The organism is Cupriavidus sp. FW216-B1 (assembly GCF_058789195.1).
This window is the reverse complement of sequence record NZ_JBYTEL010000018.1, coordinates 22,330-48,892: the sequence shown is the minus strand read 5'-3', so window position 1 is coordinate 48,892 and position 26,563 is coordinate 22,330. Positions and strand designations below refer to the sequence as shown.

Annotated in this window: 21 protein-coding genes; 17 read left to right on the top strand and 4 right to left on the bottom strand. The window is 70.3% G+C overall.

The window, feature by feature from the left end; translation table 11 throughout:
- Positions 1-27: 27 nt before the first annotated feature.
- Positions 28-1,503 (bottom strand): DUF2779 domain-containing protein, encoded by a 1,476-nt coding sequence (locus tag AC3WXD_RS26945; protein WP_492325000.1) that lies wholly within the window; start codon positions 1,501-1,503, stop codon positions 28-30.
- A 168-nt stretch (positions 1,504-1,671) separates the two neighbouring features.
- Between AC3WXD_RS26945 and AC3WXD_RS26940 the strand changes: the two genes are divergently transcribed.
- Positions 1,672-3,300 carry an ATP-binding domain-containing protein gene (locus AC3WXD_RS26940; protein ID WP_492324999.1) on the top strand — a complete coding sequence of 543 codons (1,629 nt, stop codon included), beginning with the start codon at positions 1,672-1,674 and terminating at the stop codon, positions 3,298-3,300.
- A 144-nt stretch (positions 3,301-3,444) separates the two neighbouring features.
- Positions 3,445-4,209 (top strand): hypothetical protein, encoded by a 765-nt coding sequence (locus AC3WXD_RS26935; protein WP_059411013.1) that lies wholly within the window; start codon positions 3,445-3,447, stop codon positions 4,207-4,209.
- Positions 4,210-4,213: 4 nt separating this feature from the next.
- On the opposite strand, the gene AC3WXD_RS26930 is transcribed toward AC3WXD_RS26935, so the two are convergent.
- Entirely contained in the window at positions 4,214-5,299 is a 1,086-nt protein-coding gene (locus tag AC3WXD_RS26930) for a helix-turn-helix transcriptional regulator (protein ID WP_492324998.1), read from the bottom strand.
- 143 nt (positions 5,300-5,442) lie between these two features.
- On the opposite strand from AC3WXD_RS26930, the gene AC3WXD_RS26925 reads away from it, so the two are divergent.
- From AC3WXD_RS26925 to AC3WXD_RS26870, 12 genes are all read left to right on the top strand, one after another.
- Complete coding sequence (locus AC3WXD_RS26925) at positions 5,443-5,772, top strand: nucleotide pyrophosphohydrolase (RefSeq protein WP_020204175.1); 330 nt, start codon at positions 5,443-5,445, stop codon at positions 5,770-5,772.
- A gap of 1,182 nt (positions 5,773-6,954) precedes the next feature.
- Positions 6,955-7,119, top strand: coding sequence for a hypothetical protein (locus tag AC3WXD_RS26920; protein WP_492324997.1), 165 nt, complete (start codon positions 6,955-6,957; stop codon positions 7,117-7,119).
- Between the two features lie 24 nt (positions 7,120-7,143).
- A complete protein-coding gene (locus AC3WXD_RS26915; protein WP_492324996.1) occupies positions 7,144-9,447 on the top strand; it encodes a phosphocholine-specific phospholipase C in 2,304 nt (767 codons plus the stop codon).
- A gap of 23 nt (positions 9,448-9,470) precedes the next feature.
- Positions 9,471-11,453: a hypothetical protein gene (locus AC3WXD_RS26910; protein ID WP_492324995.1), complete on the top strand. Its 1,983-nt coding sequence runs from the start codon at positions 9,471-9,473 to the stop codon at positions 11,451-11,453.
- A 307-nt stretch (positions 11,454-11,760) separates the two neighbouring features.
- Entirely contained in the window at positions 11,761-12,858 is a 1,098-nt protein-coding gene (locus AC3WXD_RS26905; RefSeq protein ID WP_492324994.1) for a WD40/YVTN/BNR-like repeat-containing protein, read from the top strand.
- Positions 12,859-12,916: 58 nt separating this feature from the next.
- The gene (locus tag AC3WXD_RS26900; RefSeq protein ID WP_492324993.1) at positions 12,917-13,894 is read left to right on the top strand and encodes a DUF72 domain-containing protein; all 978 of its coding nucleotides are present in this window, start codon (positions 12,917-12,919) and stop codon (positions 13,892-13,894) included.
- Positions 13,895-13,923: 29 nt separating this feature from the next.
- Positions 13,924-15,342: an ATP-dependent RNA helicase DbpA gene (gene dbpA, locus AC3WXD_RS26895; protein WP_020204657.1), complete on the top strand. Its 1,419-nt coding sequence runs from the start codon at positions 13,924-13,926 to the stop codon at positions 15,340-15,342.
- 34 nt (positions 15,343-15,376) lie between these two features.
- Positions 15,377-16,225: a PA4780 family RIO1-like protein kinase gene (locus AC3WXD_RS26890; protein ID WP_492324992.1), complete on the top strand. Its 849-nt coding sequence runs from the start codon at positions 15,377-15,379 to the stop codon at positions 16,223-16,225.
- Positions 16,226-16,513: 288 nt separating this feature from the next.
- On the top strand, positions 16,514-16,957 hold the full coding sequence (locus tag AC3WXD_RS26885) for a CBS domain-containing protein (protein WP_020204655.1): 444 nt from the start codon (positions 16,514-16,516) through the stop codon (positions 16,955-16,957).
- A gap of 491 nt (positions 16,958-17,448) precedes the next feature.
- Positions 17,449-18,939 carry an MDR family MFS transporter gene (locus AC3WXD_RS26880; RefSeq protein WP_020204654.1) on the top strand — a complete coding sequence of 497 codons (1,491 nt, stop codon included), beginning with the start codon at positions 17,449-17,451 and terminating at the stop codon, positions 18,937-18,939.
- Positions 18,940-19,007: 68 nt separating this feature from the next.
- Positions 19,008-19,661 (top strand): glutathione peroxidase, encoded by a 654-nt coding sequence (locus tag AC3WXD_RS26875; RefSeq protein WP_492324991.1) that lies wholly within the window; start codon positions 19,008-19,010, stop codon positions 19,659-19,661.
- Positions 19,662-19,810: 149 nt separating this feature from the next.
- A complete protein-coding gene (locus tag AC3WXD_RS26870) occupies positions 19,811-20,602 on the top strand; it encodes an oxygen-binding di-iron domain-containing protein (protein ID WP_020204649.1) in 792 nt (263 codons plus the stop codon).
- 126 nt (positions 20,603-20,728) lie between these two features.
- Here the strand turns inward: AC3WXD_RS26870 and gstA are convergent, their stop codons facing one another.
- Positions 20,729-21,355 (bottom strand): glutathione transferase GstA, encoded by a 627-nt coding sequence (gstA, locus tag AC3WXD_RS26865; protein WP_492324990.1) that lies wholly within the window; start codon positions 21,353-21,355, stop codon positions 20,729-20,731.
- 126 nt (positions 21,356-21,481) lie between these two features.
- Here gstA and AC3WXD_RS26860 point away from each other — a divergent pair, with 126 nt between their 5' ends.
- The 3 genes from AC3WXD_RS26860 (at position 21,482) to AC3WXD_RS26850 (ending at position 25,253) form a co-directional block, all read left to right on the top strand.
- Positions 21,482-22,399, top strand: a complete 918-nt coding sequence (locus tag AC3WXD_RS26860; RefSeq protein WP_492324989.1) for a LysR family transcriptional regulator — start codon at positions 21,482-21,484, stop codon at positions 22,397-22,399.
- Positions 22,400-22,547: 148 nt separating this feature from the next.
- Entirely contained in the window at positions 22,548-23,396 is an 849-nt protein-coding gene (locus AC3WXD_RS26855) for a fumarylacetoacetate hydrolase family protein (protein ID WP_492324988.1), read from the top strand.
- Between the two features lie 531 nt (positions 23,397-23,927).
- Positions 23,928-25,253, top strand: coding sequence for a M20 aminoacylase family protein (locus AC3WXD_RS26850; protein ID WP_492324987.1), 1,326 nt, complete (start codon positions 23,928-23,930; stop codon positions 25,251-25,253).
- Positions 25,254-25,620: 367 nt separating this feature from the next.
- Here AC3WXD_RS26850 and AC3WXD_RS26845 read toward each other — a convergent pair whose 3' ends face one another.
- Positions 25,621-26,493, bottom strand: coding sequence for an AraC family transcriptional regulator (locus tag AC3WXD_RS26845; RefSeq protein ID WP_492324986.1), 873 nt, complete (start codon positions 26,491-26,493; stop codon positions 25,621-25,623).
- Positions 26,494-26,563: the final 70 nt, after the last annotated feature.

Here is a 26,563-nt window from a genome sequence, read left to right as displayed (position 1 = left end):
GAGCGCGATGAGCGTGGCCGGCGCGCCCTAGCCCGCCGTGTCGCCGCGGCCCGTGAAGAACTGCCAGAGCCGGATCATGGCCAGCGTGTCGAGGCCGCAGTAGTCCGTGAGCTGCCGCCCGATCTGCGCCTTGCGCGCGGGCGCGGTGCCGGGCGCGATGGCTTCCTGGTAGGCGCTCATGGCCATGCCGCCGTCCTGCACGCCGTCCAGCGCGTCGTAGCGCAGGTCGGGCGCGATGGCCGGCAGCACCTTCTTGATGCTCCAGCTGCCCTGCTGGTCCGGGTGGTAGTAGTACTGCTGGGCAACCGGGAGCAGGTCCACCACGCGCGCGCAGATGGCCAGCAGCGGCGCTTCCAGCGCCGCGAAGCGCGCGGCGAGCTCGCGCATGCGCGCGGTCTCGAAGGCGGCGTTGTAGACGAAGACCGGGCCGGCCTGCCCGCAGCCGGCCACCAGCGCCCGCGCGAACGCGAGCGAGGGATCGTCGCCGGACAGGTCGAGGAACGACCGGTGCTCCAGCTTGCCCGTGCGCGACAGCCGGTGCAGGCTGAACTGGAACGGCAGTTGCTGGTACGGCCGCGTGCCGGGCCAGACCGGCACCGCGAACTGGATCGTCTCGAAGTCCAGGAAAAAGGCCGGCAGCTTGTGCGCGGCGAGCTCGGCCGCGGCGCCGGCGGCGTCGAAGAAGACCTCGCCGGACAGCGTGTGCGCCTTCACGCGGCGCTGCCGGTCGTTGAGCAGGCGGTCCGGCACGTCGCGCATGTCGGCCACGCCGTCCTCTTCGATCAGCGCCTTGAGCGCCCTGGCCTGAATGCGGGGCAGCCACCGCACCGGATACTGCGCCGCCGGCTCCTGGCCGCGGCAATGGTCGAGGAAGCCGCATTCGTAGGGCGTGCCGCAGTGCCGGCCGGTGGCCTGCTCCGGCTCGCCGGCCCGCGCGGCGACGGCCTGCGCCTGCGCGATCCAGTCCTGGACCTCGCCGGCGCGCGCGAAGGCCTGTTCGGAGACGTCGGCCTCGGCCAGCAGGCCGCGGTAGTCGCCGCCGCCCGGATAGACCCACTGGCTGTCGATGTGCGCCAGCGCGATGCCGCTGAGCGGCACGCCCGCGCGCGTCGCCACGAAGGCCTGCACGGCGGTGTCGTCGAGGTGGTAGTCCTTCACGCTGGTGGATGACTTGACCTCGACCATGCGCCAGGTGCGCGCCGCGCCGGCGCCGTCCGGCAGCATGACGTCGGCGAACGCCAGCGCGCCCTCGGCGCGAAAGCCCGCCTCGAACACCGGCGCCGCGCTGCCGAGCAGGTCCTGGCTGCGCGCGAAGGCGGCCTCGAAGCCTTCCGCCTGCGCATCCACCAGCGCGCCGGTGCCGCGCGGGTCATAGAGCCGGCGCGCGATCTCGCCGACCTGGTGCCCGATCGCGAAGCTCGCCTCGGTCGCGGCCGAATCGCTGCGCAGCGCCGGGCGGTGGATTTCCAGCCAGAGCCGCTTCGGGCATTGCCGGAAGGCCATCAGTTTGGATTTCGATAATAAGCGCATGGTCTTTCTGTCCTGTCGTGCCGGCAGGGGACGCCGCCTTTGTGCTGCCATCGTGCCGCCATTGTGCCGCACGCCGCGATGGCTGCGTGGCGGCCGCTCGGGTATTCTCGTGCTCTTTCCAAGAGACGACGGAGCATTCCCGTGGCGCGCATCATTCCCGACGGCTGGGAAACCCTGGAGGCCAGCGGCCCCGCCCAGCGCGAGCTGGAGACGCTCGCGGTGCTGGCGGCCGGGCTGCCGGACGGCTATACGGTCTACCACTCGGTGCACTGGACCAACGTGGCGCACGTGCACGCCATCTACGGCGAGATCGATTTCGTGGTGGTGAACCGCGCGGGGCAGCTGCTCATCATCGAGCAGAAGAGCGGCTTCCTCGACGAGACGCCCGAGGGGCTGGTCAAGCACTACGGCACGCGCTCGCGCGTGGTCTCGGTGCAGATGGGCCGCACCGCGGACGGCCTGCGCGGCAAGCTGATGCGCAGCCTGGGCGGCCAGCCGGTGTTCATCGAGCACCTGCTGTACTGCCCGGACTACACGGTGCGCAATCCGGTCACGGCGGGGCTGTCGCCGCAGCGCATCGTCGACGCGGGCCGGCGCGCGCAGCTGTGCGCCATCATCCGGGCGATCCTGCCGCCGGGCGAGGACGCGCCGGTGGCCGAGCGGATCCATCGCTTCCTGTGCGACACCATCGAGCTCGACACCGACGTCAGCGCGCTGATCGGCCAGGCGCGCACGCTGGTGACGCGCGTGTCCGGCGGCCTGTCGCACTGGGCGCGGCAGCTCGACATCGAGCCGTTCCGCCTGCGCGTGACCGGTACCGCGGGCTCGGGCAAGACCCAGCTCGCGCTGGCCGAGTACCGCGACGCGATCGCGCGCGGGCGGCGCCCGCTCTACGTCTGCTTCAACCGCCCGCTGGCCGACCACTTCGCGCGCATCGTGCCGCCGGGCGGGCTGGCCTGCACGTTCCACATGCTGTGCGAAGCGCTGCTGCGCCATCACGGCGGCGTGCCGGACTTCACGCAGCCCGATGCGTTCACGAAGCTGGTGGACGACGTGGCGCGGCTCGCGGTGCCCGGCGAATTCGTCTTCGACACGCTGATCGTGGACGAAGGCCAGGACTTCGCGCCGCACTGGCGCGACCTGGTGCTGCGGCACGCGGGCCCGGCGGCGCGCGCGCTGTGGCTGGAAGACCCGATGCAGAACCTGTACGGCCACCCGCCGGCCGAGCTGCCGGGCTGGGTGCGCCTGCGCGCGCGCAGCAACTTCCGCAGCCCGCGCCCGGTGGTGAAGCTGCTGCAGCCGCTGCTGCCGCCCGAGGTGGAGATCGAGGCCACCGCGCCCATCGCCACGGCGGAGGTGGAATTCCTGGTGTACCAGGACCATGAGCTGCTCGACCGCGTCAAGGACGGCCTGCGCCTGTGCTACTCCGACGGCTTCCGGCAGGAGGACGTGGTGCTGCTGAGCTACCGCGGGCGCGACAATTCCCGCCTGCTCGGCTACGACCAGCTCGGCCCGAACCGGCTGCGCTCGTTTACCGGCGCCTACGACGCGCAGGGCCAGCCGGTCTACTCGCAGGGCGACGTGCTGGCGGAATCGGTGTTCCGCTTCAAGGGACAGTCCGCGCCCGCCATCGTGTTCGCCGAGATCGATTTCGAGACGCTCGGCGAGAAGGAGATCCGCCGGCTGTTCGTCGGCGCGACGCGGGCGACGATGAAGCTGGTGCTGGTGCTGTCCGAGCGCGCGGCGGGTTTGCTGTACGACCGGCTGTAGGTTCTCCGGGGCGGCGCGGGAGAGCGGGCACGGCATCCCGTTGCCCGCCTCCCGCGACGGATTGCATGCCGGTGCCGCATCTGCGCACCGGATGCGCAGATGCGTGGCGACACTGCACTCCTCGGCAGAACAGGAGGGCAAGCCATGCAATTCGTCACGATTCCCGGAACCGTTTCCGGCACCGCCATCGCCACCTCGCAGGTCCGGCCGCAGCGCGTGCTGCTGCGCCGCTGGGGCTTCTCCGAGCAGGAGGCCGCGGGCCTGCTGCTCGACCTGCCGTCGCTGGAGGGCCGGCTGGCGTGGACGCTGGACGAGCAGGCCCGGCCGCGGCCCGACCTGGTCATCCACCTCGTGGATGCCACGCGCCTGAGCGGCGTGTTCGGCGGCGCGCGCTGGAACGCGATGGGCCCGGTCGACGCCATGCGCCGCGCGCGCCGGCGCGGCACCAGCGAGATCGCCCTGGTGCTGGGCTCGGCCCAGCACCTGCCGCCCGAGCGCGACGGCTGCTGGGTGCTGGCCGGCGAGCGCAGCCTGGCCGCGGCGCTGGACATCCTCGCGCGCACCGCCATCGAGCCGCTGCTGGCGCCCGGCGCGGGCCGGCGCACGGGGTTTCACGAGCTGGCGTCGATGAACGCGCTGTGCGTGCTGGCGCGCGAGCAGGAGCAGGACCGCGAGGCCCTGTCCCGGCGCATCGTCTCGGTCCTGTGGACGGCGGTCGAACGCTCGTACTCGATGCCCGCGCGCCTGCTGGTGGCCGCGCAGACGCACGTGATGGACCACGTGGACTCGTTCAACCCGAACCTGCTGCAGCGCATCCGCGCGCACCGGCGCGACACCGGCTCGCTCGACCTCGCGGCCGACATCACCATCGCCTATCCGTGGCCGGCGCCGTGCGTGCCGGCGCTATGACGCCCTATGTCCCTGACGCCTCCGGCGCCGCCGATGCGAGCGCGTCCGCGTAGGCGCGGCACGCCTGCGACAGGTTCCCGGCGATCTCCCTGCGCAGGTGCGCCGGCGACAGGATCTCGACGCGGGCCGAGCGCTCCATCAGCAGGTTGCGGAACTCCACCGAGGGAATGACCGTGGCGGTGAGGCGGAAGCCGCCCTCCTCCTCGACGATCTCCTGGTCGTCGGCCAGCTTCTGCTCGCGGAACAGGTTCTTGATCTCGCCGTCTTCCCTGACGCGCAGTTCCACGCGCACCGGCGCCTCGGGGAAGAACGAGAAGAACTGGTTGTGCAGGACGTAGGCGTCTAGGTCGAAGTCCGGGTCGGCCCTGCCGGCCACCTCGGTGCAGGTGGCCTGGACGAAGCGGTCCAGCCGCAGCTGGTAGCGCTTGAAGCTGCCGTCGCTGCGCTCGCGGCTCGCCACTAGGTAAAGCACCGGCCCGCGCTCGACCAGCGCCAGCGGCACCACGTTGAACGCGGCGGGCTCCTCGCTGTCGAGCCGGGAATTGCGGTAGCAGACCGACAGGACCTGGGTGGCATAGAGCGCGCGCCGCACGGCGTTGAGGATGTCCTCGCGGATCGGCGGCGAGCGCAGCGGATAACCGGCGTCGATGCGCACCGTCTTGGCCGCCCACGCGCGCGCGGTGGCCAGCGCCGGGTCCACCGGGCTTTCCTGCAGCACCCTGGCGGCGCCGACGAAATAATCCTCGAGCTGGCTGATGACGTGGCTCGGGAGATGATTGGGCGCATGCCGTTGCAGCGTGAGCAGCGCGATGGCCAGCTCCAGCGGCGGCCGGCGCGCCATGCCCGAGACCGCCTTCTTGCCGGTGCGCCACCATTTCTTGTCGCGCGAGCGTCCTTCCTTGCCGACCAGGCCTTCCTCGCACAGGCGGTCCAGCGCGCGGATCACGGTGTCGCGCCCCGGCGCCTGCTCGCCATACTTCGCCTGCACGCGGGACAGCAGCTCCCCGGAGAAGATGCGCGCCTCCGCCTGGGGAGGCATGCAGGACAGGATATCGCTTTCGAGCCGTGGCCAGTTTGCCGAGGTCGCCATCTGAACTTGTCGCCTGTTTTATTTTTTCGGGAGGCGCTATCGTAGCGGATCTGCGCACGGCTTGCGCAGAAGCCATGCTAAGCGCGGCCCGCGGCGCGGCACCGTGGTTCAATAGCGTTCGTTCCATTGCATCGCAGACCATCATGACCCTGATCGACACCAAGAACCTCCAGCGCGCCGCGCACGAATTCGGCGAAGCCCGCGGCTGGGGGAAATACCACAGCCCCAAGAATCTGGCGATGGCGCTGAGCGTGGAAGCGGCCGAGCTGGTGGAGATTTTCCAGTGGAAGACCGAGGAGGAATCGCGCGGGATCATGGCGACCGACGAGCGGGAGCATGTGGAGCAGGAGCTGGCGGATATTGCGATTTATCTGTCGCAGTTGCTGAATGTGTTGGGGGTGGATCTGGATGCGGCGGTGAAGGCGAAGATGGTGGTGAATGCGGGGAAGTATCCTGTGCCGGGAGGGGAATAGGATTGGGGGGGTATTTGATTTCTTTAGAGTCGGCTTTGACTTCGGCTTCAAGGGATTTGGCTTCGAAGTCGGCTGCTTAACGTTAAGGTCAAAGTCAAAGTCAAAGTCAAAGGCTTTCGCTCCTCCGGAGCGACCTACTTTCTTTTGTCCGAAAAGAAAGTAGGCCAAGAAAGCGGACTGCCTGGCCGGCAGGGGCAGAAACGTTGGGGTTTCTAGTGTTTCTGGTTTCGTCGTGGGGTTTGTGGTTCTGCTGGCATCCTGCCGGCACCGGTGCGGGCGGCCACGATTCTGCTGGTGGTGTTGGTTTCGTGGTCAGACCTATGATGGCGAGCGTACTGCTGGTTCGGCCATCTGCCGTTACCGGCGCGAGCCACCACGACATAGCACCCTCATGGTTTCGTGGTGGGCATGGTGGACCCGGCGCGGGTGTGTCGGGTTTCGGCTCGCGTTGAGCGTTCTCGTGCCGGACGCATTTCAAGCCGGGGCCACCGCGCCCACCACGAAACCAGTGTCGCTCCCATGACGTGCCCATCTACCTCGGTCGCGGCAGCAGCCCGAAGGGCCTGGGCCAACGCCATCATGCAGCGCCACCACGAATCGAACGCCATTCGCGATGCCGCAGGCAAGCAAACCGGTAGCGTCAGCAGTCTCATCGAAGCCAGCGCCCGCACCACGAAACCAGCACCAGAAATAAAGTCTGAGCGCCCAGCCCCCCTGCAAGGGGTCGTTTTCTTTTGGTTACTTTTCTTTGTCGAGACAAAGAAAAGTAACGATCTTCACCAAGCCCGAACCACCAAAACCGCTCGAGCCTCAAGGCCCACGAAAGTCCGAACAAGGACCCTAAGCTCAAGCCACCAATCAAGTTCGAGCCTCAAGGCCCACGAAAGCCCGAACAAGGACCCAAAGCTCAAGCCACCAATCAAGTTCGAGCCTCAAGGCCCACGAAAGTCCGAACAAGGACCCAAAGCCCAAACCACCAATCAAGCCCGAGCCGCCAGGCCCACAAAAGCCCGAACAAGAAAATCCCCACCCCCAATCCAAAATGTATTGATACGTTCATTCACGCCCCCGTAATACGTACCCGCCACAATCCGCTCCCGTCCCATCCCTAGCGCTTCCTCCTGGCCGTCGGCGTGCCGGCTTCCGTTCGCCCATGCCCGCGCGGGCCGCGCTTTCCATTCCATGTCCAAGACCCTGCTTGCGTTGCTGATGACGTTGTCGTGCCTGTCCGCTTGCGGCGGCGGCGACGACGGCGCGAACACTGTTGCCACGCCCGCGGCCCCCGCGCCGCAGGCGCCCGCGGCCGATGCGGTCATCCGCTGCGCGCCTGCCGTCAGCCCGAAATAAGCCAGCTCACCGGATCGCCGTCACATGTCCTCGAAGTCCCTGAAGAGTCGTCGCCAGTTTCTGAAGTTCGGAGCCGCTTCGGCGGGTGCCGCCGCCGCTTCGATGGTGCTGCCGCAAAGCATCCGCGACGCGCTGGCCATTTCCGCCAACCGCCGCACCGGCACGCTCCAGGATGTGGAGCACATCGTGGTGCTGATGCAGGAGAACCGCTCGTTCGACCATTACTTCGGCACCATGAACGGCGTGCGCGGCTTCGGTGATCCGAAGCCGGTGCCGCTGCGCAGCGGCAGGCCGGTGTGGTATCAGCCGGCCGGGCGCAACGCGGATGCGCGCACCGGCTATGCCAACGTGGGTTACGCGAACTGGCCGAAGACGAGCCAGTGGTACGAGAGCGATCCGGTGCTGCAGGCGCAGCAGAAGTACGTGCTGCCGTTCCGCCTGGACACCACCACGACCAACGCGCAGCATCTCGGCGGCACGGACCACAACTGGAAGCTCGAGCAAGGCATCTGGAAGCACTGGGACGCCTGGGTGCCGCTGAAGAGCCGCATGTCGATGGGCTACTACGATGCGCGCAAGGACCTGCCGTTCTACTACCAGCTGGCCAGCGCCTTCACCATCTGCGACGCCAACCATTGCTCGATCTTCGCCAACACCGAGCCCAACCGCCAGTACTACACCAGCGGCGCCAGCGTCTACACCATGAGCGGCTACCAGGCCGGCACCCGGAAGCGCCTCAAGGGCCAGGAGCTGGACAACAACTGGACCGCCAACATGGACCTCGACGAGGCCTGGGAAGGGCTGACCTGGAAGTGCTACGCCGAGCGGCTGCAGGAAAAGAAGATCGACTGGCGCGTGTACCAGGCGTATTCCAACTACGGCTGCAACTCCGTCGCCTTCCACAAGACCTTCCGCAAGCTCGACAAGCAGTCCGACGAGTACCGCCGCGGGCGCGCCTACGTGGGCAACAAGCTGGCCTCGAACGAGGCCGCCTACGACGAGGAGCTGGCCAACGCCATCGCCCAGGACGTGCAGAACGGCACGCTGCCGCAGGTGTCGTGGATCATCTGCCCGGATGCCTACTGCGAGCATCCGGACGCCTCGCCGGCGGCCGGCCAGGCGCTGGTGGACAAGCTGCTCAAGGCGCTGACCTCGAATCCCGAGGTGTGGGCCAAGACCGTGTTCATCATCAACTACGACGAGAACGACGGTTTCTTCGACCACATGCCGGCCTACGTGCCGCCGGTCAACACCGCCATGTACGGCTACCAGGGCCAGAGCACGGTGTCGGTGGACGAGGAAAACTACAACGGCGTGCCGATCGGCCTGGGGCCGCGCGTGCCGATGATGGTGGTGTCGCCGTGGAGCAAGGGCGGCTGGGTGTGCTCGCAGGTGTTCGACCACACCTCGGTGCTGCGCTTCATCGAGGCGCGCTTCGGCGTGCCGTGCGAGTACATCTCGCCGTGGCGCCGCGCGGTCTGCGGCGACCTGACCTCGGCCTTCGATTTCACCAAGCCCAACGGCGACCTGCCCACCGACCTGCCCAACACCACGTACTACAAGGCGGACGCCGACGCGGCCCGCACCCGTCCGAGCCCGGCGGTGCCGTCCGCGCCCACGCGCCCGGTGCAGGAGGTCGGCCAGCGCCGCGCGCGCGCCCTGCCCTACGAGCTGTTCGCGCATGGCCGCGCGGATGCCGACGGCAAGCGCTTCTGGATCGATTTCGCCAACACCGGCGCGGCCGGCGCGGGCTTCATCGTCTATGCCAACGGCGGCACCAGTTACGCCGAGCCGGACAAGCCGCACGACCAGGACGACACGGTGTTCCCGCCCGCCACCTTCGACGCGCTCAACAACGGCGGCGGCGTGTGGCAGTACACCGTCGAGGCGGGCAAGAGCCTGTCCGACAACTGGATGCCGCAGCCGGCCGGCGCGCAGGACGGCCGCTACGATCTCTCCGTCTACGGCCCCAACGGCTTCCTCAACCAGTTCCGCGGCAAGCTCGGGCAGGCCGGGCCCGAGGTGGCGGCCTGCTACGACATCACCAACGGCAAGCTGCTGCTGACGCTGGTCAACCAGGGCAAGCAGGCGTGCGTGATGTACGCCGCCAACGGCTACGACAGCGCCGACGCGCGCACCTACCATCTCGCGCCCGGCGCCTCGCAGCAGGACAGCTGGGACCTGAGCGCGACCAGCCAGTGGTTCGACGTGCGCCTCACCACGGACGCCGGCGACGGCTTCCTGCGCCGCTTCGCGGGCCATATCGAAACCGGCCGCCACAGCCTGACCGATCCGCGCATCGGCGGCGCCGCGGTGGACATGCTGTGAACCGCGCCCGCACAGGAACCGTCATGAGCAAAATCGGAACGCGCGCCATGCGCACTCTCGCGGCCGGCGCGCTGGCGCTGGCCACGCTGCTGGCCGCCTGCGGCGGCGACGGCACGGCCCCGTCCGCCGGCGCGCTGCCGCCGGCGGACGCGCCGCCCGCCGCCGGCACGCGCCGCGTGCTGCTGATCGGCATGGACGGCGTGAACTATCCCGAGCTGCGCGCCGCGCTGGCGCAGCAGCAGGCGCCGGCGCTGGCGCAACTGACGCTGGGGCCGGCCTACACCGGCGGCGTCAGCGGCACCGTCACGCAGCAGGAAGCGCTGGCCGGCCCAGGCTGGGCCACCCTGCTCACCGGCACCTGGGCCAACCGGCACGGCATCACCACCGACCAGGGCGGGCAGCTGCTGCGTGCCGACACGCTGTTCGCGCGGCTGCGGCAGGCGCGCGCGGGCGGCAAGATCGCCGTGGCCGCGGGCTGGAGCACGCTCGCGCAGCAGCTGGGCGCCGACGCCTGGGCCAGCCGCATCGACAGCCTGGTGGACTGCGCCGGCGTGGACGCCTGCGTGACCGACGCCGCGCTGCGCGCCGTGGCCGACCGCGACTATGGCGTGGTGGTGGCCAACTTCCACGCGCCGGCGCAGGCCGCCGGCGGCCTGGACAGCGACTACCGCCGCGCCCTCGCCACGCTGGACCAGCAAGTGGGCCGGCTGATGGCGGCGCTGCAGGCCAGCAGCACCGCCCATCCCGGCGAGGACTGGCTGGTGGTTGCCACCACCAGCCGCCCGATGCGCGCGAAGGACTACGCGCCGGATGCCGCGGCCATCGACGACACCAGCTTCATCGGCCTGAACCGCGCCGGCAACGCCGTCTTCGCCGCCTCGGCCAGGGACGCGATGCCGGCCTCCAGGGCCGACCTCTACACGCGCCCGGGCATCGCCGACGTGACGCCCACGGTGCTGGACTTTCTCGGCGTGGCGCCGGTCGCCGCGCAGTACGTGATCGAGGGCCAGTCGCTGCTCGGCACGCCCGGCGTGCAGCAGTTGCGCGCCAGCGCCGGGCGCGACGCCGGCAGCGTCAGCCTGAGCTGGAAGCTGGCGCCGGACGCCGCGCCGCCCGCGCGGATCGAGATCTACCGCGACGGCGTCAAGGTGGCTACGCTCGCCGGCGACGCCACCGGTTATGTCGATGCCGACGTCGGCCTGGCTGGCAAGCCCGAAGGCACCTACCGCTTCGACTACGTGGTGATGGCCGGCGCGGTGCCGCTCGCCTACCGCGCGGCCATCGCCTACGTACCGCCGATCGTGCTGCCGGCCACGCTGCTCGACCGCCTGATGCATTTCTTCTCGTTCGACACCGGCCTGACCGACACCCGCAGCGCCGACGCGCTGCGCGCGCTGGAGACCCCGGCGCCGGCGCCGCTGTCCGGCGACGACGGCTTCGGCGGCAGGTCGCTGGCGATCGACCCGGACAGGACCAGCTACGACCTGCCGAGCGACGTGCCGCTGCAGCCGCAGTTCTCGGTCGGCTTCTGGTACAAGTCGGACGCGCAGCAGGCGTGGCTGCCGGTGCTGACCAACAAGGACTGGAATTCGGGCGCCAACCGCGGCTTCATCATCGGACAGTCCTCGGCCGGCACCATGACCTTCAACTTCGGCGACGGCTCGCGCCGCGCCGATGCGTTCATGGGCTTCACCGCCAACCAGTGGGTGTATGTCGCGCTGACCGTCGACACCGTGGCCAAGACCGCCACCGCCTATATCGCCGACCCGGTGCTGGGCGTGCGCAGCACCGCCATGAACCTCGGCACGCTGACGATGGCCAACCTGCGCGACACGCGCCTGGTGCTCAACGAGGACACCACCGGCACCGCCTATCCCGGCTACACCGCGCCGACGGCGGTCGCGCCCGAGTACAACGACCTCGCCTTCTGGTCGCGCGTGCTCGATGCCACCGAAGTGAAGGCGCTGTACGCCGCGGGCAAGTCGCTGTCGACGCTGAATCCGTAGCGCGATCGCCGGCATTGCCGGCATTTCCGACAATGCCGGCGACGCACGGCAAATGCCGAACGGTCTGCTCCCCTCTCCCGCCTGCGGGAGAGGGCCGGCGCCCCCACGAAGTCACCACCCGCCCGACGCGCGAGCCCCCGTTCATCAGCGCGGCGCGCAAACCACCCCCTGCCTTGCCGCGCATCCGCCACAACACCCCGGGTACCGCCAGGGCGCGATCCCGCGCGCATTCCCGGCAGAATTTCCTAGACTGCTAAGGATCGGCCCCGCCGCCGGCCATGTGCCGGCTCTAGTACAGGAGTCCGGCATGAGCGACCAGCTTCTCGTTGGCACCGGCAAGGGCCTGTTCATGTGGCGGCGCGACGGCGCGGGCGGCTGGCGGCAGGCGGCCGTGCATTTCCTCGGCGCGCCGGTGAGCGCGGCGCTGGCCGATCCGCGCAGCGGCACGCTCTATGCGGCACTTGGGTGCGGGCGTGGCGTGCGGCTGTGGCGGCGCCGGCCGCGCGACGCGGACTGGGACGGCTGCGGCCTGCCGGCCTACCCGCCGCAGCTGGTGTCGGGCGCCGGGCCGGGCGGGCTCGCGCTGCAGCGCATCTGGGTGCTCGAGGCGGGCGGGCCGGACGACCCCGGCGCGCTGTGGGCGGGCACCATGCCGGGCGGCCTGTTCCGCTCGGCCGACGAAGGCGGCAACTGGGCGCTGAACCGGCCGCTGTGGGAGCGCCCCGAGCGCCGCGCGTGGGCCGGCCACGGCTGCGAGGTGCCGGGCATCCACTCGGTCTGCGTGGATCCGCACGACAGCCGCCACGTCACCATCGCGGTGTCGTGCGGCGGCGTGTGGCAGACGCGGGACAGCGGCATCAGCTGGGTCCGCACCGTCACCGGCATGGCGCCGTCGCGCGACGAGCACGGCCAGCACCAGGACCCGCTGCGGCTGGTGCAGTGCGCGGGGCACGCGCATGCCATGTGGGTGCAGCACCGCGGCGGCATGTTCCGCTCCGGCGACGCGGGCATGACGTGGCAGCGCCTGCGCGCGGGCACGGCGGGCATGGCGGGCATGCTGGGCACGGTGGGCTTCGGCCTGACGGTGGCGGCGCATCCGCACCGGCCCAACACGGCGTGGTTCGTGCCGCTGGCCGCCGACCACTGCCGCGTGCCCGTGGACGGCCGGCTGGCGGTCAGCCGCACGCGCGACGGCGGGCGCAGCTTCGAGCCCTGCGACGACGGCCTGCCCGCCGCGCCGGCCTACGACGTGGTCGACCGCCACGGGCTGGCGGTGGACAATAGCGGCGAATGCTTGGCGCTGGGTTCCACCACCGGCAGCCTGTGGATGTCGGAGAATGGCGGCGAGCACTGGAAGCTGCTGACGGCGCATCTGCCGCCGGTGCATTGCCTGCGTTTCTGCTGAATCCGCTTTCCGGTTTTTCTTTCTTCTTGCTTTGCCTTTCTGACAAGGATGCGCGCGCATGGCTGGAACCAGTGCCGGGAAAAAGAACGCGGCGGCGGCCGCACAGAGCGTCCAGAGCGCCCGCGTCGGCATCGGCGGCTGGAACTTCGCGCCGTGGCGCGGCAGCTTCTATCCGGCGAAGCTGGTGCAGAGCCGGGAACTCGAATACGCCAGCCGCCACCTCACCGCCATCGAGATCAACAGCACCTATCACGGCACGCAGAAGCGCACCTCGTTCGCCAGGTGGCGCGACGAGACGCCCGACGATTTCGTGTTCTCGCTCAAGGCCTCGCGCTTCGCCACCAACCGCCGCGTGCTGGCCGAGGCGGGCGAGTCGGTCGAGCGCTTCCTGGACAGCGGCATCGCCGAGCTGGGCGACAAGCTCGGCCCCGTGGTGTGGCAGTTCGCGCCGACGAAACCGTTCGAGGCGGAGGACTTCGAGGCCTTCCTCGCGCTGCTGCCCGATGCGGTGGAAGGCCGCAAGCTGCGCCACGTGCTCGACGTGCGGCACGACAGCTTCATGACGCCGGACTATCTCAGGCTCGCGCGCAAGTACAAGGCCGCCACGGTGTTTACCGATTCGCCGAAGTTCCCGTCGTTCGCCGACCTCACCGCCGACTTCGTCTACGCGCGGCTGATGTGCAGCAGCGAGAAGATCGGGACCGGCTACGCGCCGGCGGACCTCGATGCGTGGCGCGACCGCGTGCAGGCCTGGGCCGCGGGCGGCGCGCCCGAAGACCTGCCGCGCGTGGAAGGCAAGGCCGCGGCCGCGCGCGGGCGCGAGGTCTTCGTCTTCTTCATCAACGGCGCCAAGGAGCGCGCGCCCGCGGCGGCCGGCGCGCTGCTGGCGCGCCTGGGATGGGCGCCGCCGCCGTGGGACGAAGGCGGCAAGGCCGGCGGCAAGACCGGTACCGAAGTCGTCACCGGGACCGCAATCAAGACCACCACCAGGACCACCACCAGGACCGCCGCCAAGGCCCGCGGCGCAGCCAAATGAGGGCGGGCGCCAGCCCGCTATAATCCGGCATGAACTCAAGCCCCGAATCCGCCGCGGCGCCCGCCGCCGGCGCCTCTTTCTCCCGGTTGCCCCTTTCGCCCGCCACGCTGGCGACGCTCGAGCAGCTCGGCTACCAGACCATGACGCCGATCCAGGCCGCCAGCCTGCCGGTGGCGCTGGCCGGCCAGGATCTGATCGCGCAGGCCAAGACCGGCAGCGGCAAGACCGCCGCGTTCGCGCTGGCGCTGCTCAACCGGCTCGACGCGCGCCGCTTCGACGTGCAGGCGCTGGTGCTGTGCCCCACGCGCGAGCTGGCCGACCAGGTCACGCAGGAGATCCGCCGCCTGGCGCGCGCCGAGGAGAACATCAAGATCCTGACGCTGTGCGGCGGCACGCCGATGCGCCCGCAGGTCGACAGCCTGGCGCATGGCGCACATATCGCCGTGGGCACGCCGGGACGCATCATGGATCACCTGGAGCGCGGCACGCTGGTGCTCGACGGGCTCAACACGCTGGTGCTCGACGAAGCCGACCGCATGCTCGACATGGGCTTCTTCGACGACATCGCGCACGTGGCGCGCCAGTGCCCGAAGGAACGCCAGACGCTGCTGTTCTCGGCCACCTATCCCGAGGGCATCGCGCGGCTGAGCCAGCAGTTCCTGCGCAAGCCGCACGAGATCAAGCTCAAGGAGCAGCACGACGACAGCAAGATCCGCCAGCGCTTCTACGAGGTCGAGGAAGGCCAGCGCCTGAACGCGGTGGCGCTGCTGCTCAACCACTACCGCCCGGTCAGCACGCTGGCGTTCTGCAACACCAAGGCGCGCTGCCGCGACCTGGTGGAGCTGCTGCGCGCGCAGGGTTTCGAGGCGCTGGCGCTGCACGGCGAGCTGGAGCAGCGCGAGCGCGACCAGGTGCTGGTGCAGTTCGCCAACCGCAGCTGCTCGGTGCTGGTGGCCACCGACGTGGCCGCGCGCGGCCTCGACATCGCGCAGCTGGAGGCGGTCATCAACGTCGACGTCACGCCCGACCCCGAGGTCTACGTCCACCGCATCGGCCGCACCGGCCGCGCCGACCAGGACGGCATGGCGCTGAGCCTGGCCAGCATGAACGAGATGGGCCGCGTGGGCAACATCGAGCAGCAGCTCGGCGTGGAGATGGAATGGCAGCCGCTGTCCGCGCTGGCGCCGGCCAGCAGCGAGCGCCTGCTGCCGCCGATGGTCACGCTGCAGATCCTCGGCGGGCGCAAGGAGAAGATGCGCCCCGGCGACATCCTCGGCGCGCTCACCGGCGAGGCCGGCTACGCCAAGGAGCAGATCGGCAAGATCAACGTGATGGAGATGTCCACCTACGTGGCGGTGGCGCGCGGCATCGGCCGCGAGGCCGTGCGCAAGCTCAACGATGGCAAGGTCAAGGGCAAGCGCGTGAAAGTGCGCATGCTGACCGAGTGAGGGCGGCGCGCCGGCTGCCGCGGGGCCGCGCCCGATGAAGACGCCGAAGCGGCTGCAGCCGCTGGTCGAGGAAGGCCTGGTCGACGAAGTGATGCGCCAGCTCATGAGCGGCAAGGAAGCCACCGTCTACGTGGTGCGCTGCGGCGGCGAGATCCGCTGCGCCAAGGTCTACAAGGACGCGGCGCAGCGCAGCTTCCGCCAGGCCGCGACCTACCAGGAAGGGCGCAAGGTCAAGAACAGCCGGCAGGCGCGCGCGATGGAAAAAGGCTCGCGCTACGGCCGCAAGGTGGCCGAGGAAGCCTGGCACAACGCCGAGGTGGACGCGCTGTACCGCCTGGCCGCCGCCGGCGTGCGCGTGCCCACGCCCTACCTGTGCTTCGAGGGCGTGCTGCTGATGGAGCTGGTGGTGGACGCCGCCGGCAACGCCGCGCCGCGCCTGAACGACGTGGCGCTGGACGAGGCCACGGCGCTGGCCTTCCACGACGCGCTGCTTGGCCAGGTGGTGCGCATGCTGTGCGCCGGCGTGGTGCACGGCGACCTGTCCGAGTTCAACATCCTGGTCGATGCCGAAGGCCCGGTCATCATCGACCTGCCGCAGGCGGTGGACGCCGCCGGCAACAACGACGCCAGCGCCATGCTCGAGCGCGACGTGGACAACCTCGCCTTCTACTTCGGCCAGTTCGCGCCGCAACTCAACGGCACGCACTACGGCAAGGAAATCTGGGCGCTCTACCAGGCCGGCCTGCTGCATCCCGGCATCGCGCTGAGCGGCCAGGTGGCGGTCGACGACACGCCCGTGGACGTGGACGCGGTGCTGCAGGAAGTCGAGGACGTGCGCCTCGAGGAAGAAGCGCGCCTGCGCTACCTGCAAAGCGCGGAGTAAGCCGCCGGCGTTGCTGCTGCCATTGCTGCTGGCGTTGCTGCTGCCGTTACCCGCCGCGCACCATGCCGGCGCGGGCCGCCGCCGTTGTTCATTTCCCTGCATTCTGGTCTGAAGCGTTTTTACAAAGATTCGTGGGCGTCACCCTGTAAGACGCGCGCCGCGAGTGCTAATCTGAAAGCGCCGGGCCGCGCCGCGCAAGACTTGCGCGCGTGGCCCGACGCACCCGCCGGCGCGCGGGCGGTGGCAAATCGAGGCTGCAAATCCTTCGGACGGAACAAGGAGTGGGTGATGAAAACCGCACGGCAGGTTCTGGAATCCAAGCCGACCCAGGCTATCTACAGCATCACGCCCGGCGCCACGGTGTATGCCGCGCTGCAGCTGATGGCGGAAAAGGGCATCGGCGCGCTGCTGGTGATCGCGCAGGGCGACATCGTCGGCATCCTCAGCGAGCGCGACTACGCGCGCAAGGTGATCCTGATGCAGCGCACCTCGCGCGAGACCTTCGTGCGCGACATCATGACCTCGGCGGTCATCTACGTGCGCGCCGAGCAGAGCACCGACGAATGCATGGCGCTGATGACCCAGCACCGCCTGCGCCACCTGCCCGTGATGGACGGCGACAAGCTGATCGGCATGCTGTCCATCGGCGATCTCGTGAAGGATATCATCTCCGAGCAGAAATTCATCATCGAGCAGCTCGAGCACTACATCACCGGCAGCGTGCACCCGTAGCGCCGCCCTGTCCGGCCCGCGCGGCCGCCGTCCGTCCGGACGGCGGCCGCGGGTTGCGCGCGACACTTCCCCGCTGAATCCGGTACGCTGCGTTCCGTCCGCGGTCATGCGCAATCGCGTGCAACGGTGCGCAACGATGCGCAACCGTGCCGCAGCAAGCCCCCAAAACACGCCAACGTCCGGCAACGCGCCGCGGCGGCCTTCCGCGCAAGCGCGCAAACCGAGTTAGCCTTGCACTTGATATTCAGTATCCGCATATAATTATGCGTTCGCTGAATTAGGCCGGCCCGCCGCGCACAAGCGCAGCACCGGGTACGCACTAGCTCGGTTGAATTCCCTGTTGCGGCCATGTTCGCTGCTGTATGCCGGCAAACGCCACACGTTGCCGGCGGTTCGCCGCGGGCGGCCGTCCGGCCTACGCGTTCCCGCCCGCCCCGATGCCAGCCTCCGCTTCCGCCCCCGCCACGCCCGCCCTGAGCCACCAGGACATCATGCGCGTGATCGGCGGCATCATCCTCTGCATCCTGCTTGCCTCGCTCGACCAGACCGTGGTCATCCCGGCGGTGCCCGCCATCGCCAACGACCTGAACGGCTTCGGGCACCTGTCGTGGATCGTCACGGCCTACCTGATCACCTCCACGGTATCCACGCCGCTGTACGGCAAGCTGTCCGACAGCTACGGCCGGCGGCGCCTGCTGATGCTGGCCATCGCCCTGTTCATCCTGGCCTCGGTGGCCTGCGCGCTGGCCGCGTCGCTGGAGCAGTTGATCCTGTTCCGCGCCTTGCAGGGCATCGGCGGCGGCGGCTTGATGTCGCTCGCGCAGGCGGCCATCGCCGACGTGGTGGCGCCGCGCCAGCGCGGGCGCTACCAGGGCTACCTCGCCACGGTGTGGGCGGTGGCGTCGATCGCCGGCCCGCTGGTGGGCGGCTGGACCTCGGACCACCTCTCGTGGCGCTGGCTGTTCTGGATCAACGTGCCGCTCGGCGTGCTGGCGATGTTCATGTGCCACCGCGGCCTGAGCCAGCTGCAGGCGCGCGGCGGCGCGGCGCGCGTGGACTGGGGCGGCGCGCTGCTGCTCACGGTGTCGATCGTGGCCTTCCTGCTGGCGATGAGCTGGGGCGGCGACGTCTACGACTGGGTGTCGCCGCAGATCGCCGGGCTGGCGCTGCTGGCGGTGGCCGCGCTGGCCGGGCTGGTCTGGCAGGAGCGCCGCGCGGCGGACCCGATGCTGCCGCCGCGCCTGTTCGGCAACCGCGCCTACGTGCTGGGCGTGGCCGCGTCCGCGATGGCGGCGCTCAACATCTTCCTGTGCATCTTCGCGCTGCCGCTGCATTTCCAGCTGGTGCGCGGCGCCGGCGCGGCGCAGTCGGGCCTGCTGGTGGTGCCGTTCCTGCTGTCCACGGTGGCCGGCAACTTCGTGGTGGCCGGGCTGGCGCCGCGGCTGGGGCGCATGCGCGGCATCCTGACCGGCGGCTTCATCGCCGCCGCGCTGGGCCTGCTGGGGCTGGTGGCGGTCTCGCCCGGCACGCCGGTGGCGCTGGAGCTGCTGGCCATGACGGTGGCCGGCGTGGGCCTGGGCATGACGATGGTCGGCACGCTGATGAGCGTGCAGAACGTGCTCGAGCGCCGCGACACCGGCGCCGGCACCGGCGCGCTGCTGGTGCTGCGCTCGCTGGGCAGCGCCTTCGGCGGCGCGCTGGCGGGCACGCTGCTGACGCTGGCCTTCCACAACGCGCTGCACGCCTCGGGCGTGACGCAGGCGCTGGACCTGGGCGCGCTGCGCCACGGCAGCGAGACGCTGGCGCGGCTCTCGCCGGCGGTGCGCGACACGCTCACCGGCGGCGTGGAGACCGGCTTCCGGCTGATCTTCGCCGGCGGCGCGCTGGCCGCGCTGCTGGCGCTGGCGATCGTGCGGCGCATGCCGGACGCGGAGCTGCGCAGCAGCGTGACCGAGCACGGCGCCGCGCTGGCGATGGATTGAGGGGCCCGGCGCATCGTTGCCCGCGGGTCGGCGTAAACTACGCTCACCCTGATCCCGGAGTGCCCTCCATGCGCCGTCTTCCCGCCCAGCGCCCGCGCGCGCTGCGTTCGACCACCGTATCGACCGCCGCGCTGGCCGGCGCGCTGGCGCTCGCCGCGGCCGCCGCCATCGTGACGCCGCGCCCGGCGCGCGCCGCCGACGCGCCCACGCCCACGCCCGCGGCCCAGCCCGCGGGCGCCTGCCCGGCCGCGCTCAATTTCAAGTTTCCGCGCCTGCAGGACGAGGCGCCGCAGAACCTGTGCCAGTACGCCGGCAAGGTGGTGCTGGTGGTCAACACCGCCAGCTACTGCGGTTTCACCCCGCAGTACGAAGGGCTGGAGGCGCTCTACGCCAAGTACCGCGAGCGCGGCCTGGTGGTGCTGGGCTTCCCGTCCAACGACTTCTCGCAGGAGCCGGGCTCGTCCAAGGAGATCGCGGACTTCTGCTACAACACCTACGGCGTCAAGTTCCCGATGCTGGGCAAGTCGCACGTGCGCGGCAGCGAGGCCAATCCGATGTACGCGCTGCTGGCGAAGGCGTCCGGCACCACGCCGAAGTGGAATTTCTACAAGTACCTGATCGACCGCAACGGCGAGGTGGCGGGCAGCTTCAACAGCGCGACCAAGCCGGACGACAAGCAGTTCGTCGGCAAGATCGAGCAGTTGCTGAACGCCACGCGCTAGCCGGCCGCCCGTCGCCGGCGCGCCGGCGGCGGACGCCATACCCGATCCGGCACCGGATTCGGCACCCGATTCCACCGTTCCTTGATCCGCGTCAAGCCGCCACCGCGCCGCCGTCGCTACTTTCGCCGCTTTGGGGAGAGACAAGAGCGATGGCCATCACGCTGTACGACGCCGGCGGACACACCTGCCTGATGTTTTCCGACCTGGTCGAGGAAGAGCACGGCGAGGTGGTGCAGACCAACCAGTTCCTGGTGGTGGACCACGGCCACGGCGCGCTGATCGACCCCGGCGGGCAGATGACCTACAGCGAGCTGTACCTCGCCATCGGCCGCTACTTCCCGCCCAAGCAGCTCGACTATGTGCTCGCCTCGCACGCCGACCCGGACATCGTCGCCTCGGTCGGGCGCTGGCTTTCCGCCTCCGACAGCCGCATCGCGATCTCGCGCGTGTGGGCGCGCTTCCTGCCGCATTTCTGCCAGGCCGGCCGCACCGAGGGGCGCATCATCTCCATCCCCGACGCCGGCATGCCGATCGCGCTCGGCCAGAGCACGCTGCTGGCGGTGCCGGCGCACTTCCTGCACTCGGAAGGCAACTTCCAGTTCTACGACCCGGTCAGCAAGATCCTGTTCTCGGGCGACCTCGGCGCGGCCCTGACCAGCGCGAGCGAGGCCAGCGAAACGGTGCGCGATTTCGATGCCCACACGCGCGCCATGCTGCCCTTCCACCAGCGCTACATGAGCGGCAACCGCGCGTGCCGGCTGTGGGCCAACATGGCGCGCGGGCTCGACATCGAGTGGATCGTGCCGCAGCACGGCCCGTCGTTCCGCGGCAAGGCGATGGTGACGCAGTTCATCGACTGGGTGGCCACGCTGGCGTGCGGGCTGGACCTGCTGAGCCAGGACGACTACCGGCTGCCGCCCATGCCCGCGGCGCGCGCCTGACGCCGGTCCGTCCGCGGGACCGGCGCCGGTCCGCCCCGCTCGCGCCCGGCCGCGCCATCGATTGCGCTCGATCGCACTCGGTCGCACTCAACCGTGTCCAGCCGCGCCGGCCGCGCCCGGTCCCGCTCAATCGCGCGCCAGCCCTTCGGCCACCAGTGCCTCGCGCACGCGGGGCCGCGCCGCCACGCGCGACAGGTAGGCCTGCAGCGCCGGATATGGGTTCAGCGGCATGCGCAGGATCGTGGCCCAGTTGACGATGGCGAAGCCGTACGCATCCGCCACGCCGAAGCGGTCGCCGGCCAGGTAGTCGCGCGTGGCGAGGTGGCGGTCGAGCTCGGCGAAGCGCAGCGTCACCTTGGCCTTGCACGCCTCGCGCGTGCTCTCGGCGGTTTCCTTGTGCCACAGCCACGGGCTGAACACCTTGTGCAGCTCGGTGGAGACCAGCGTGAGCCAGCCCACCGCCTCCAGCCGCGCCACCGTGCCGGCCGGCGGCAGCAGCGCGGCGGCGGGCGCGAGGTCGGCCACGTACTGCAGCAGCGAGGCGGCCTCGGTGTGGCGCGAGCCGTCGTCGAGTTGCAGCATCGGCACGTAGCCGCGCGGGCTGACCGCGTAGAAATCGGTGCTGCCGTTCTCGGCCTCGGCCAGCGTGTGCGTGGCGAGGTCCACCTTGGCCAGCGTGAACGGCAGGCCCGCTTCGCGCAGCGCGATATGGACGGCGAGCGAGCAGGCGCCGGGGGTGTAGTAGAGCTTCATCGGGATGATTCCTCTGGGTGGCTTCGGGGTTTGCCGCCACGGCTTGTGACGGGCGTGCGGGCAGTCTAGGATTGCGGATATGCAATCGCAATGCGCGCGGCTGCAAGCAATCAATGCGGATCTGCAATGCCCTACCAACTGACCTCCCCGGATCTCGGCATCGTGCTGGCGCTGGTGCGCGGCGCGACCCTGGCCGAGGCCGGGCGGCGGCTCGGGCTCGACGCCTCCACCGTGTTCCGCGCCCTGCAGCGCATCGAGAAAGGCCTGGGCCGGCGCCTGTTCGAGCGCAGCCGCGCGGGCTACCTCGCCACCGAACTGGCGCAGCAGTTCGCCCAGCACGCCGAGCGCATCGAGGCCGAGCTGGAAGCGGCGCGCGCGCAGGCGTCGGTGAGCGCGGGCACGGTCACGGGGCTGGTGCGCATCACCACCACCGACACCGTGCTGCACGGCATGGTGCTGCCGGCGCTGGCGCCACTCGGGCGCGCCCATCCCGGCCTGAGCTTCGAGCTGACCGCCACCAACGAACTCGCCAGCCTGACCCGGCGCGATGCCGACATCGCCGTGCGCGCCACGCGGCAGCCGCCCGACCACCTGATCGGCCGGCGGCTCGGCCCGCTGCGCGTGGCGGTGTTCGCCTCGCGCGAGCTGCTCGCCGCGGCGGGCGTGGCGCCGCCGCGCGACGGCGGCAGCGTGGCGCCGGCGGCATTGGCCGCCCTGCCCTGGACCGCGCCCGACGAAGCCATGCCCGACCATCCTTCGGTGCGCTGGCGCCGCAGGCACCTGCCGCGCGTGTCGCCGCAGTACCGCGTCAACAGCATCGCCGGCGTGGTGGAGGTCATCGAAGGCGGACTCGGCATCGGCATCATCTCGCTGATGATCGGGCGCCGCAGCGGCCGGCTGGTGCAGCTCACCGGAGCGCTCGACGAATGCGACACCGACCTGTGGCTGCTGACCCATCCCGAGTCGCGCCACCTGCGCCGCATCGCCACCGTGGTCGCGCATCTCGCCGGGCACGTGCGGCTCGACGAGCAGGCGGACGAATGAGGTGGACCGATAAGGCGGACCGATAAGGAGGACGGATAAGCGTGCCGCCGCCAATGCGGATATGCTGCGCCGGTGAGCCGAAAGCGGGCAGCCAAAAGAAAGTCCGCCGGCCGTTCCGTCACCAAAGCCAAGCCAAGGAGAAACAACGATGAAACTGGTACGTGTGGGCAAGCCCGGCGCCGAGCGCCCGGGACTGATCGATGCCGAGGGCCGCGTGCGCGACCTGTCCGGCGTGATCGACGGCCTGGGGCCGCAGCAACTGTCGGCCGAGGCGCTGGCGAAGCTGGCCGCGCTCGACCCGGCCGCGCTGCCGGTGGTGCAGGGCGAGCGCTTCGGCGTGCCCTGGAGCGGCATCGGCAAGATCGTGGCGATCGGCCTGAACTACGCCGACCACGCCGCCGAGGCCGGCATGCCGCTGCCGGCCGAGCCCATCGTCTTCCTCAAGGCCAACAGCTCGCTCAACGGCCCCGACGACGCGGTGATGCTGCCGCGCGGCTCGGTGAAGACCGACTGGGAGGTGGAGCTGGGCGTGGTGATCGGCAAGCTCGCGCGCGACGTCTCGCGCGAGGAAGCGCTCTCGCACGTGGCCGGCTACTGCGTGGTCAACGACGTCTCCGAGCGCGAATTCCAGATCGAGCGCGGCGGCACCTGGGACAAGGGCAAGGGCTGCGACACCTTCTGCCCGGTCGGCCCGTGGCTGGTCACGCGCGACGAAGTGGCCGACCCGCAGGCGCTCGGCCTGTGGCTGGACGTGAACGGCGAGCGCGTGCAGAAGGGCAGCACCGCCACGATGGTGTTCGACGTGGCCACGCTGGTGAGCTACGTCAGCCGCTTCATGACGCTGCACCCGGGCGACCTGATCTGCACCGGCACGCCGCCGGGCGTGGGCATGGGCTTCAAGCCGCCGCGCTACCTCAAGGCCGGCGACCGCATGCGCCTGGGCATCGACGGCCTCGGCGAGCAGGCGCAGACGGTGGTGGCCTACGCCAAGGGGTGACGCCACCGGCCGGTGCGTCATCGCGATGGCGACGCACCGGCCGGCGAGTGCGAAGTGGCGGCGAAGGAAAGCGAAGGAAAAGCGAAGGGAAGGGCGGCCAGCAATCGGCCGCCTTTTTCTTTGCTGCCGCGCCTTGCTTTGGCGCATGGTTTTCTCCCCTCTCCCGCCCGGCGGGACAGGGGCCGGGGGAGAGGGCCGGCGCCCGCCGAAGCCATCGCGATCGCATCGCCCCACACCCGCATGGCGCCACGCGCGCAACGCAAACAAAGCACCTCCGCATCGAAGCTGTACCGCCGGCGACACCTCATGCCGGCAAGCCACGCGGCAGGCCATCCCCAGGAAAACCGCCGCGGGAAACGGCGGCTTGTGATCCCATCCCCCGCCGCGAGTTCCCCCTGTGATCCCCGCGCGCGCAAACCGTCCCCCGTTCGCAACACTTCCCGCGCGATTTCGCTACAAAGGGTTAAACCGTTTGCGCTCCCCGGCCAGCGTGAAATACTGTTTTCTATACGCCTCGAACACGAGCCCGCCATGTCAGAACACGCCCCCGAACTGATGGAGTCACTGCTCGCCGACTCCGATCCCGATTCCGCTTTTTCCCGCCCGCCTGCCAGCCCGTCTTCCAGCCCGCCCACCGGTCCATCCTCCGGCTGCGCTTCCGGCCCTTCCGTCTTCTCCGCCCGCGTTGCCCGCTTCTGCGAACTCGCCGACACCATCGACAGCCGCGACGAGCTCGAAGCCATCCGCCACAGCATCCACCAGCATCCGGAACTCGCCTTCGACGAAGTGCGCACCGCCGAGCTGGTCGCCAGCCAGCTCGAAGGCTGGGGCTACGAGGTGACGCGCCACGTCGGCGGCACCGGCGTGGTCGGCCGCCTGCGCCAGGGCGACAGCCCGCGCACCGTCGGCGTGCGCGCCGACATGGACGCGCTGCCGATCCATGAGCGCACCGGCCTGCCCTACGCCAGCCTCAACGCCGGCAAGATGCATGCGTGCGGGCACGACGGCCACACCACCGTGCTGCTGGGCGCCGCGCGCCAGCTTGCGCGCACGCGCAACTTCAACGGCACCGTGCACCTGATCTTCCAGCCCGCCGAGGAAATCGGCGCGGGCGGCGGCGCCGAGCGCATGCTGGCCGACGGCCTGTTCGAGCGTTTCCCGTGCGACGCGATCTTCGGCCTGCACAATCATCCCGGCGTGGAGACCGGCACCTTCATGTTCCGCAGCGGGCCGTTCATGGCCGCCTGCGATACGGTGGCCATCACCATCCGCGGCAAGGGCGGCCACGCCGCGCGCCCGCACCAGTCGATCGACCCGATCCTGGTCGCCGGCAGCCTGGTGATGGCGCTGCAGAGCGTGGTCTCGCGCAACGTCGACCCCAACGAGACCGCGGTAGTCACCATCGGCACGCTGCACGCCGGCCACGCGCCCAACGTGATCCCGGAAAGCGCCAAGCTCGAACTGAGCGTGCGCTCGTTCAACCCGGACGTGCGCCGCACGCTGGAAGCGCGCATCACGCGGCTGGTGACGTCGCACGTGGAAGGTTATGGCGCCACCGTGGAGATCGACTACATCCGCGGCTACCCGGTGCTGGTCAACAGCGAGCGCGAGACCGAGTTCGCCCGGCAGGTGGCCGAGGAACTGGTCGGCCCGGACAAGGTGGTGGGGCATTTCCCGCTGATCGCCGGCAGCGAGGACTTCGCCTATTTCCTGCAGCAGCGCCCGGGCTGCTTCGTGCGCATGGGCAACGGCACCGGCCAGCCGCTGCTGCATAACGCCGGCTACGACTTCAACGACGAGAACCTGACGATCGGCGCGGCGTACTGGACGCGGCTGGTGGAGCGGTATCTGGCGTGACCCGCGGTGCCGCGCCGGAGTGCGGCGACGGCGCGGCGATGGAGTGACGATGACATGGCGGCGGCGCGGCGTCGGGGCCGGTCCGCGCCCGGCCGCGGCGCATGTCTTCGCGCCGGCATGGCGCGCGGGTTCTCGTGAATTTCGCTATTAACGGCCGTACCTGCATCAGCCATGCCGGGCCTGCGGGCGTCGTGCCGGGAATGTCTGGCGGCGGGGTTTGCGGTCCGGGATCTTGGCTGCCGGTCCGGCTGTCGCCGGCCAGAGTTTGCCGGCCGTGCGCGCCGGCCAGGTACGCGGCAGGCCAAGCAGGCAGGCTCGGGCACGCAGTCCCGGGTACGCGGCGAGGCATCCCCGGCCGGTGCCGGAGCTACCTGAAGAAAGCGCTCGGCGGCACGCCGAACTGCTTGCGGAACATCGTCGAGAAGGCGCTCGGGCTGTCGTAGCCGAGGTCGAGCGCCACGTCCACCACCTTGGCCCCCGCGGCCAGCCCCTCCAGCGCGGCCAGCAGCCGGGCCTGCTGGCGCCACTGCCCGAACGTCATGCCGGTCTCGCGCGCGAAGCGGCGCTGGATGGTCTTGGGGTCCATGCCGAGCCGCTCGCCCCACTGCGCCAGCGTGAACGCCGTGTCGGGCGCGCCGACGATGGCCTCGCAGATCTGGCGCAGGCCGGCGTCGGCCGGGCGCGGCAGGTGCAGGGGCAGGGTGGGCACCAGCATCACTTCGTCCAGCAGCAGTCGCATCAGGCGCCCGTCGCGCGAATCGGCCTTGTAGGGAATCGGGATGTCGATGGCGGCGAGGATCAGTTCGCGCAGCAGCGGGCTGATGCCGAGCACGGTGCAGCGCGTGGGCAGGTCGGCGGCGGCGTCGGGGCGGATGTAGGCGGTGCGCATGCGCACGTGGCCGACCATGCGGATCCAGTGCACGGTGCCGCCCGGCATCCACATGCCGCGCGTGGGCGGCACGATCCACTGGCCCTCGGCGGTGGCGACCACCATCACGCCGTGCACGGCATGGACCAGCTGCGCGTGCGGATGCTGGTGGGGCTTGGTGACGTGGCCGGGCAGGTAGTCGGCCGCCATCGCGGTGACGGGCATGGGGCCGCGGTCGTAGCGCAGATAGGCTGGCGCGGCGCTGTAGGTGTCGGCGCGGTCCTCGGCGTGGGCCGGGAGGTGTGGCGCGAGGTGGGGAGGACGGTGTGACGGATCGAGGGGATCGGGCGGCGCGAGCGGCATGCCGGGCATGCCGGACGACGGCGTGGCCGGCGCGCCATCCGCATCATCCGCATCATCCGCGCTATCCGCGCTATCCGCG

What these genes read in the sequence shown, in the direction of transcription:
- AC3WXD_RS26945 (WP_492325000.1), bottom strand. Translation starts at nt 1,503, where the DNA reads ATGGCCTTCCGGCAATGCCCGAAGCGGCTCTGGCTGGAAATCCACCGC.
- AC3WXD_RS26935 (WP_059411013.1), top strand. Translation starts at nt 3,445, where the DNA reads ATGCAATTCGTCACGATTCCCGGAACCGTTTCCGGCACCGCCATCGCC.
- AC3WXD_RS26930 (WP_492324998.1), bottom strand. Translation starts at nt 5,299, where the DNA reads ATGGCGACCTCGGCAAACTGGCCACGGCTCGAAAGCGATATCCTGTCC.
- AC3WXD_RS26925 (WP_020204175.1), top strand. Translation starts at nt 5,443, where the DNA reads ATGACCCTGATCGACACCAAGAACCTCCAGCGCGCCGCGCACGAATTC.
- AC3WXD_RS26920 (WP_492324997.1), top strand. Translation starts at nt 6,955, where the DNA reads ATGTCCAAGACCCTGCTTGCGTTGCTGATGACGTTGTCGTGCCTGTCC.
- AC3WXD_RS26915 (WP_492324996.1), top strand. Translation starts at nt 7,144, where the DNA reads ATGTCCTCGAAGTCCCTGAAGAGTCGTCGCCAGTTTCTGAAGTTCGGA.
- AC3WXD_RS26910 (WP_492324995.1), top strand. Translation starts at nt 9,471, where the DNA reads ATGAGCAAAATCGGAACGCGCGCCATGCGCACTCTCGCGGCCGGCGCG.
- AC3WXD_RS26905 (WP_492324994.1), top strand. Translation starts at nt 11,761, where the DNA reads ATGAGCGACCAGCTTCTCGTTGGCACCGGCAAGGGCCTGTTCATGTGG.
- AC3WXD_RS26900 (WP_492324993.1), top strand. Translation starts at nt 12,917, where the DNA reads ATGGCTGGAACCAGTGCCGGGAAAAAGAACGCGGCGGCGGCCGCACAG.
- dbpA (WP_020204657.1), top strand. Translation starts at nt 13,924, where the DNA reads ATGAACTCAAGCCCCGAATCCGCCGCGGCGCCCGCCGCCGGCGCCTCT.
- AC3WXD_RS26890 (WP_492324992.1), top strand. Translation starts at nt 15,377, where the DNA reads ATGAAGACGCCGAAGCGGCTGCAGCCGCTGGTCGAGGAAGGCCTGGTC.
- AC3WXD_RS26885 (WP_020204655.1), top strand. Translation starts at nt 16,514, where the DNA reads ATGAAAACCGCACGGCAGGTTCTGGAATCCAAGCCGACCCAGGCTATC.
- AC3WXD_RS26880 (WP_020204654.1), top strand. Translation starts at nt 17,449, where the DNA reads ATGCGCGTGATCGGCGGCATCATCCTCTGCATCCTGCTTGCCTCGCTC.
- AC3WXD_RS26875 (WP_492324991.1), top strand. Translation starts at nt 19,008, where the DNA reads ATGCGCCGTCTTCCCGCCCAGCGCCCGCGCGCGCTGCGTTCGACCACC.
- AC3WXD_RS26870 (WP_020204649.1), top strand. Translation starts at nt 19,811, where the DNA reads ATGGCCATCACGCTGTACGACGCCGGCGGACACACCTGCCTGATGTTT.
- gstA (WP_492324990.1), bottom strand. Translation starts at nt 21,355, where the DNA reads ATGAAGCTCTACTACACCCCCGGCGCCTGCTCGCTCGCCGTCCATATC.
- AC3WXD_RS26860 (WP_492324989.1), top strand. Translation starts at nt 21,482, where the DNA reads ATGCCCTACCAACTGACCTCCCCGGATCTCGGCATCGTGCTGGCGCTG.
- AC3WXD_RS26855 (WP_492324988.1), top strand. Translation starts at nt 22,548, where the DNA reads ATGAAACTGGTACGTGTGGGCAAGCCCGGCGCCGAGCGCCCGGGACTG.
- AC3WXD_RS26850 (WP_492324987.1), top strand. Translation starts at nt 23,928, where the DNA reads ATGTCAGAACACGCCCCCGAACTGATGGAGTCACTGCTCGCCGACTCC.
- AC3WXD_RS26845 (WP_492324986.1), bottom strand. Translation starts at nt 26,493, where the DNA reads ATGCCCGGCATGCCGCTCGCGCCGCCCGATCCCCTCGATCCGTCACAC.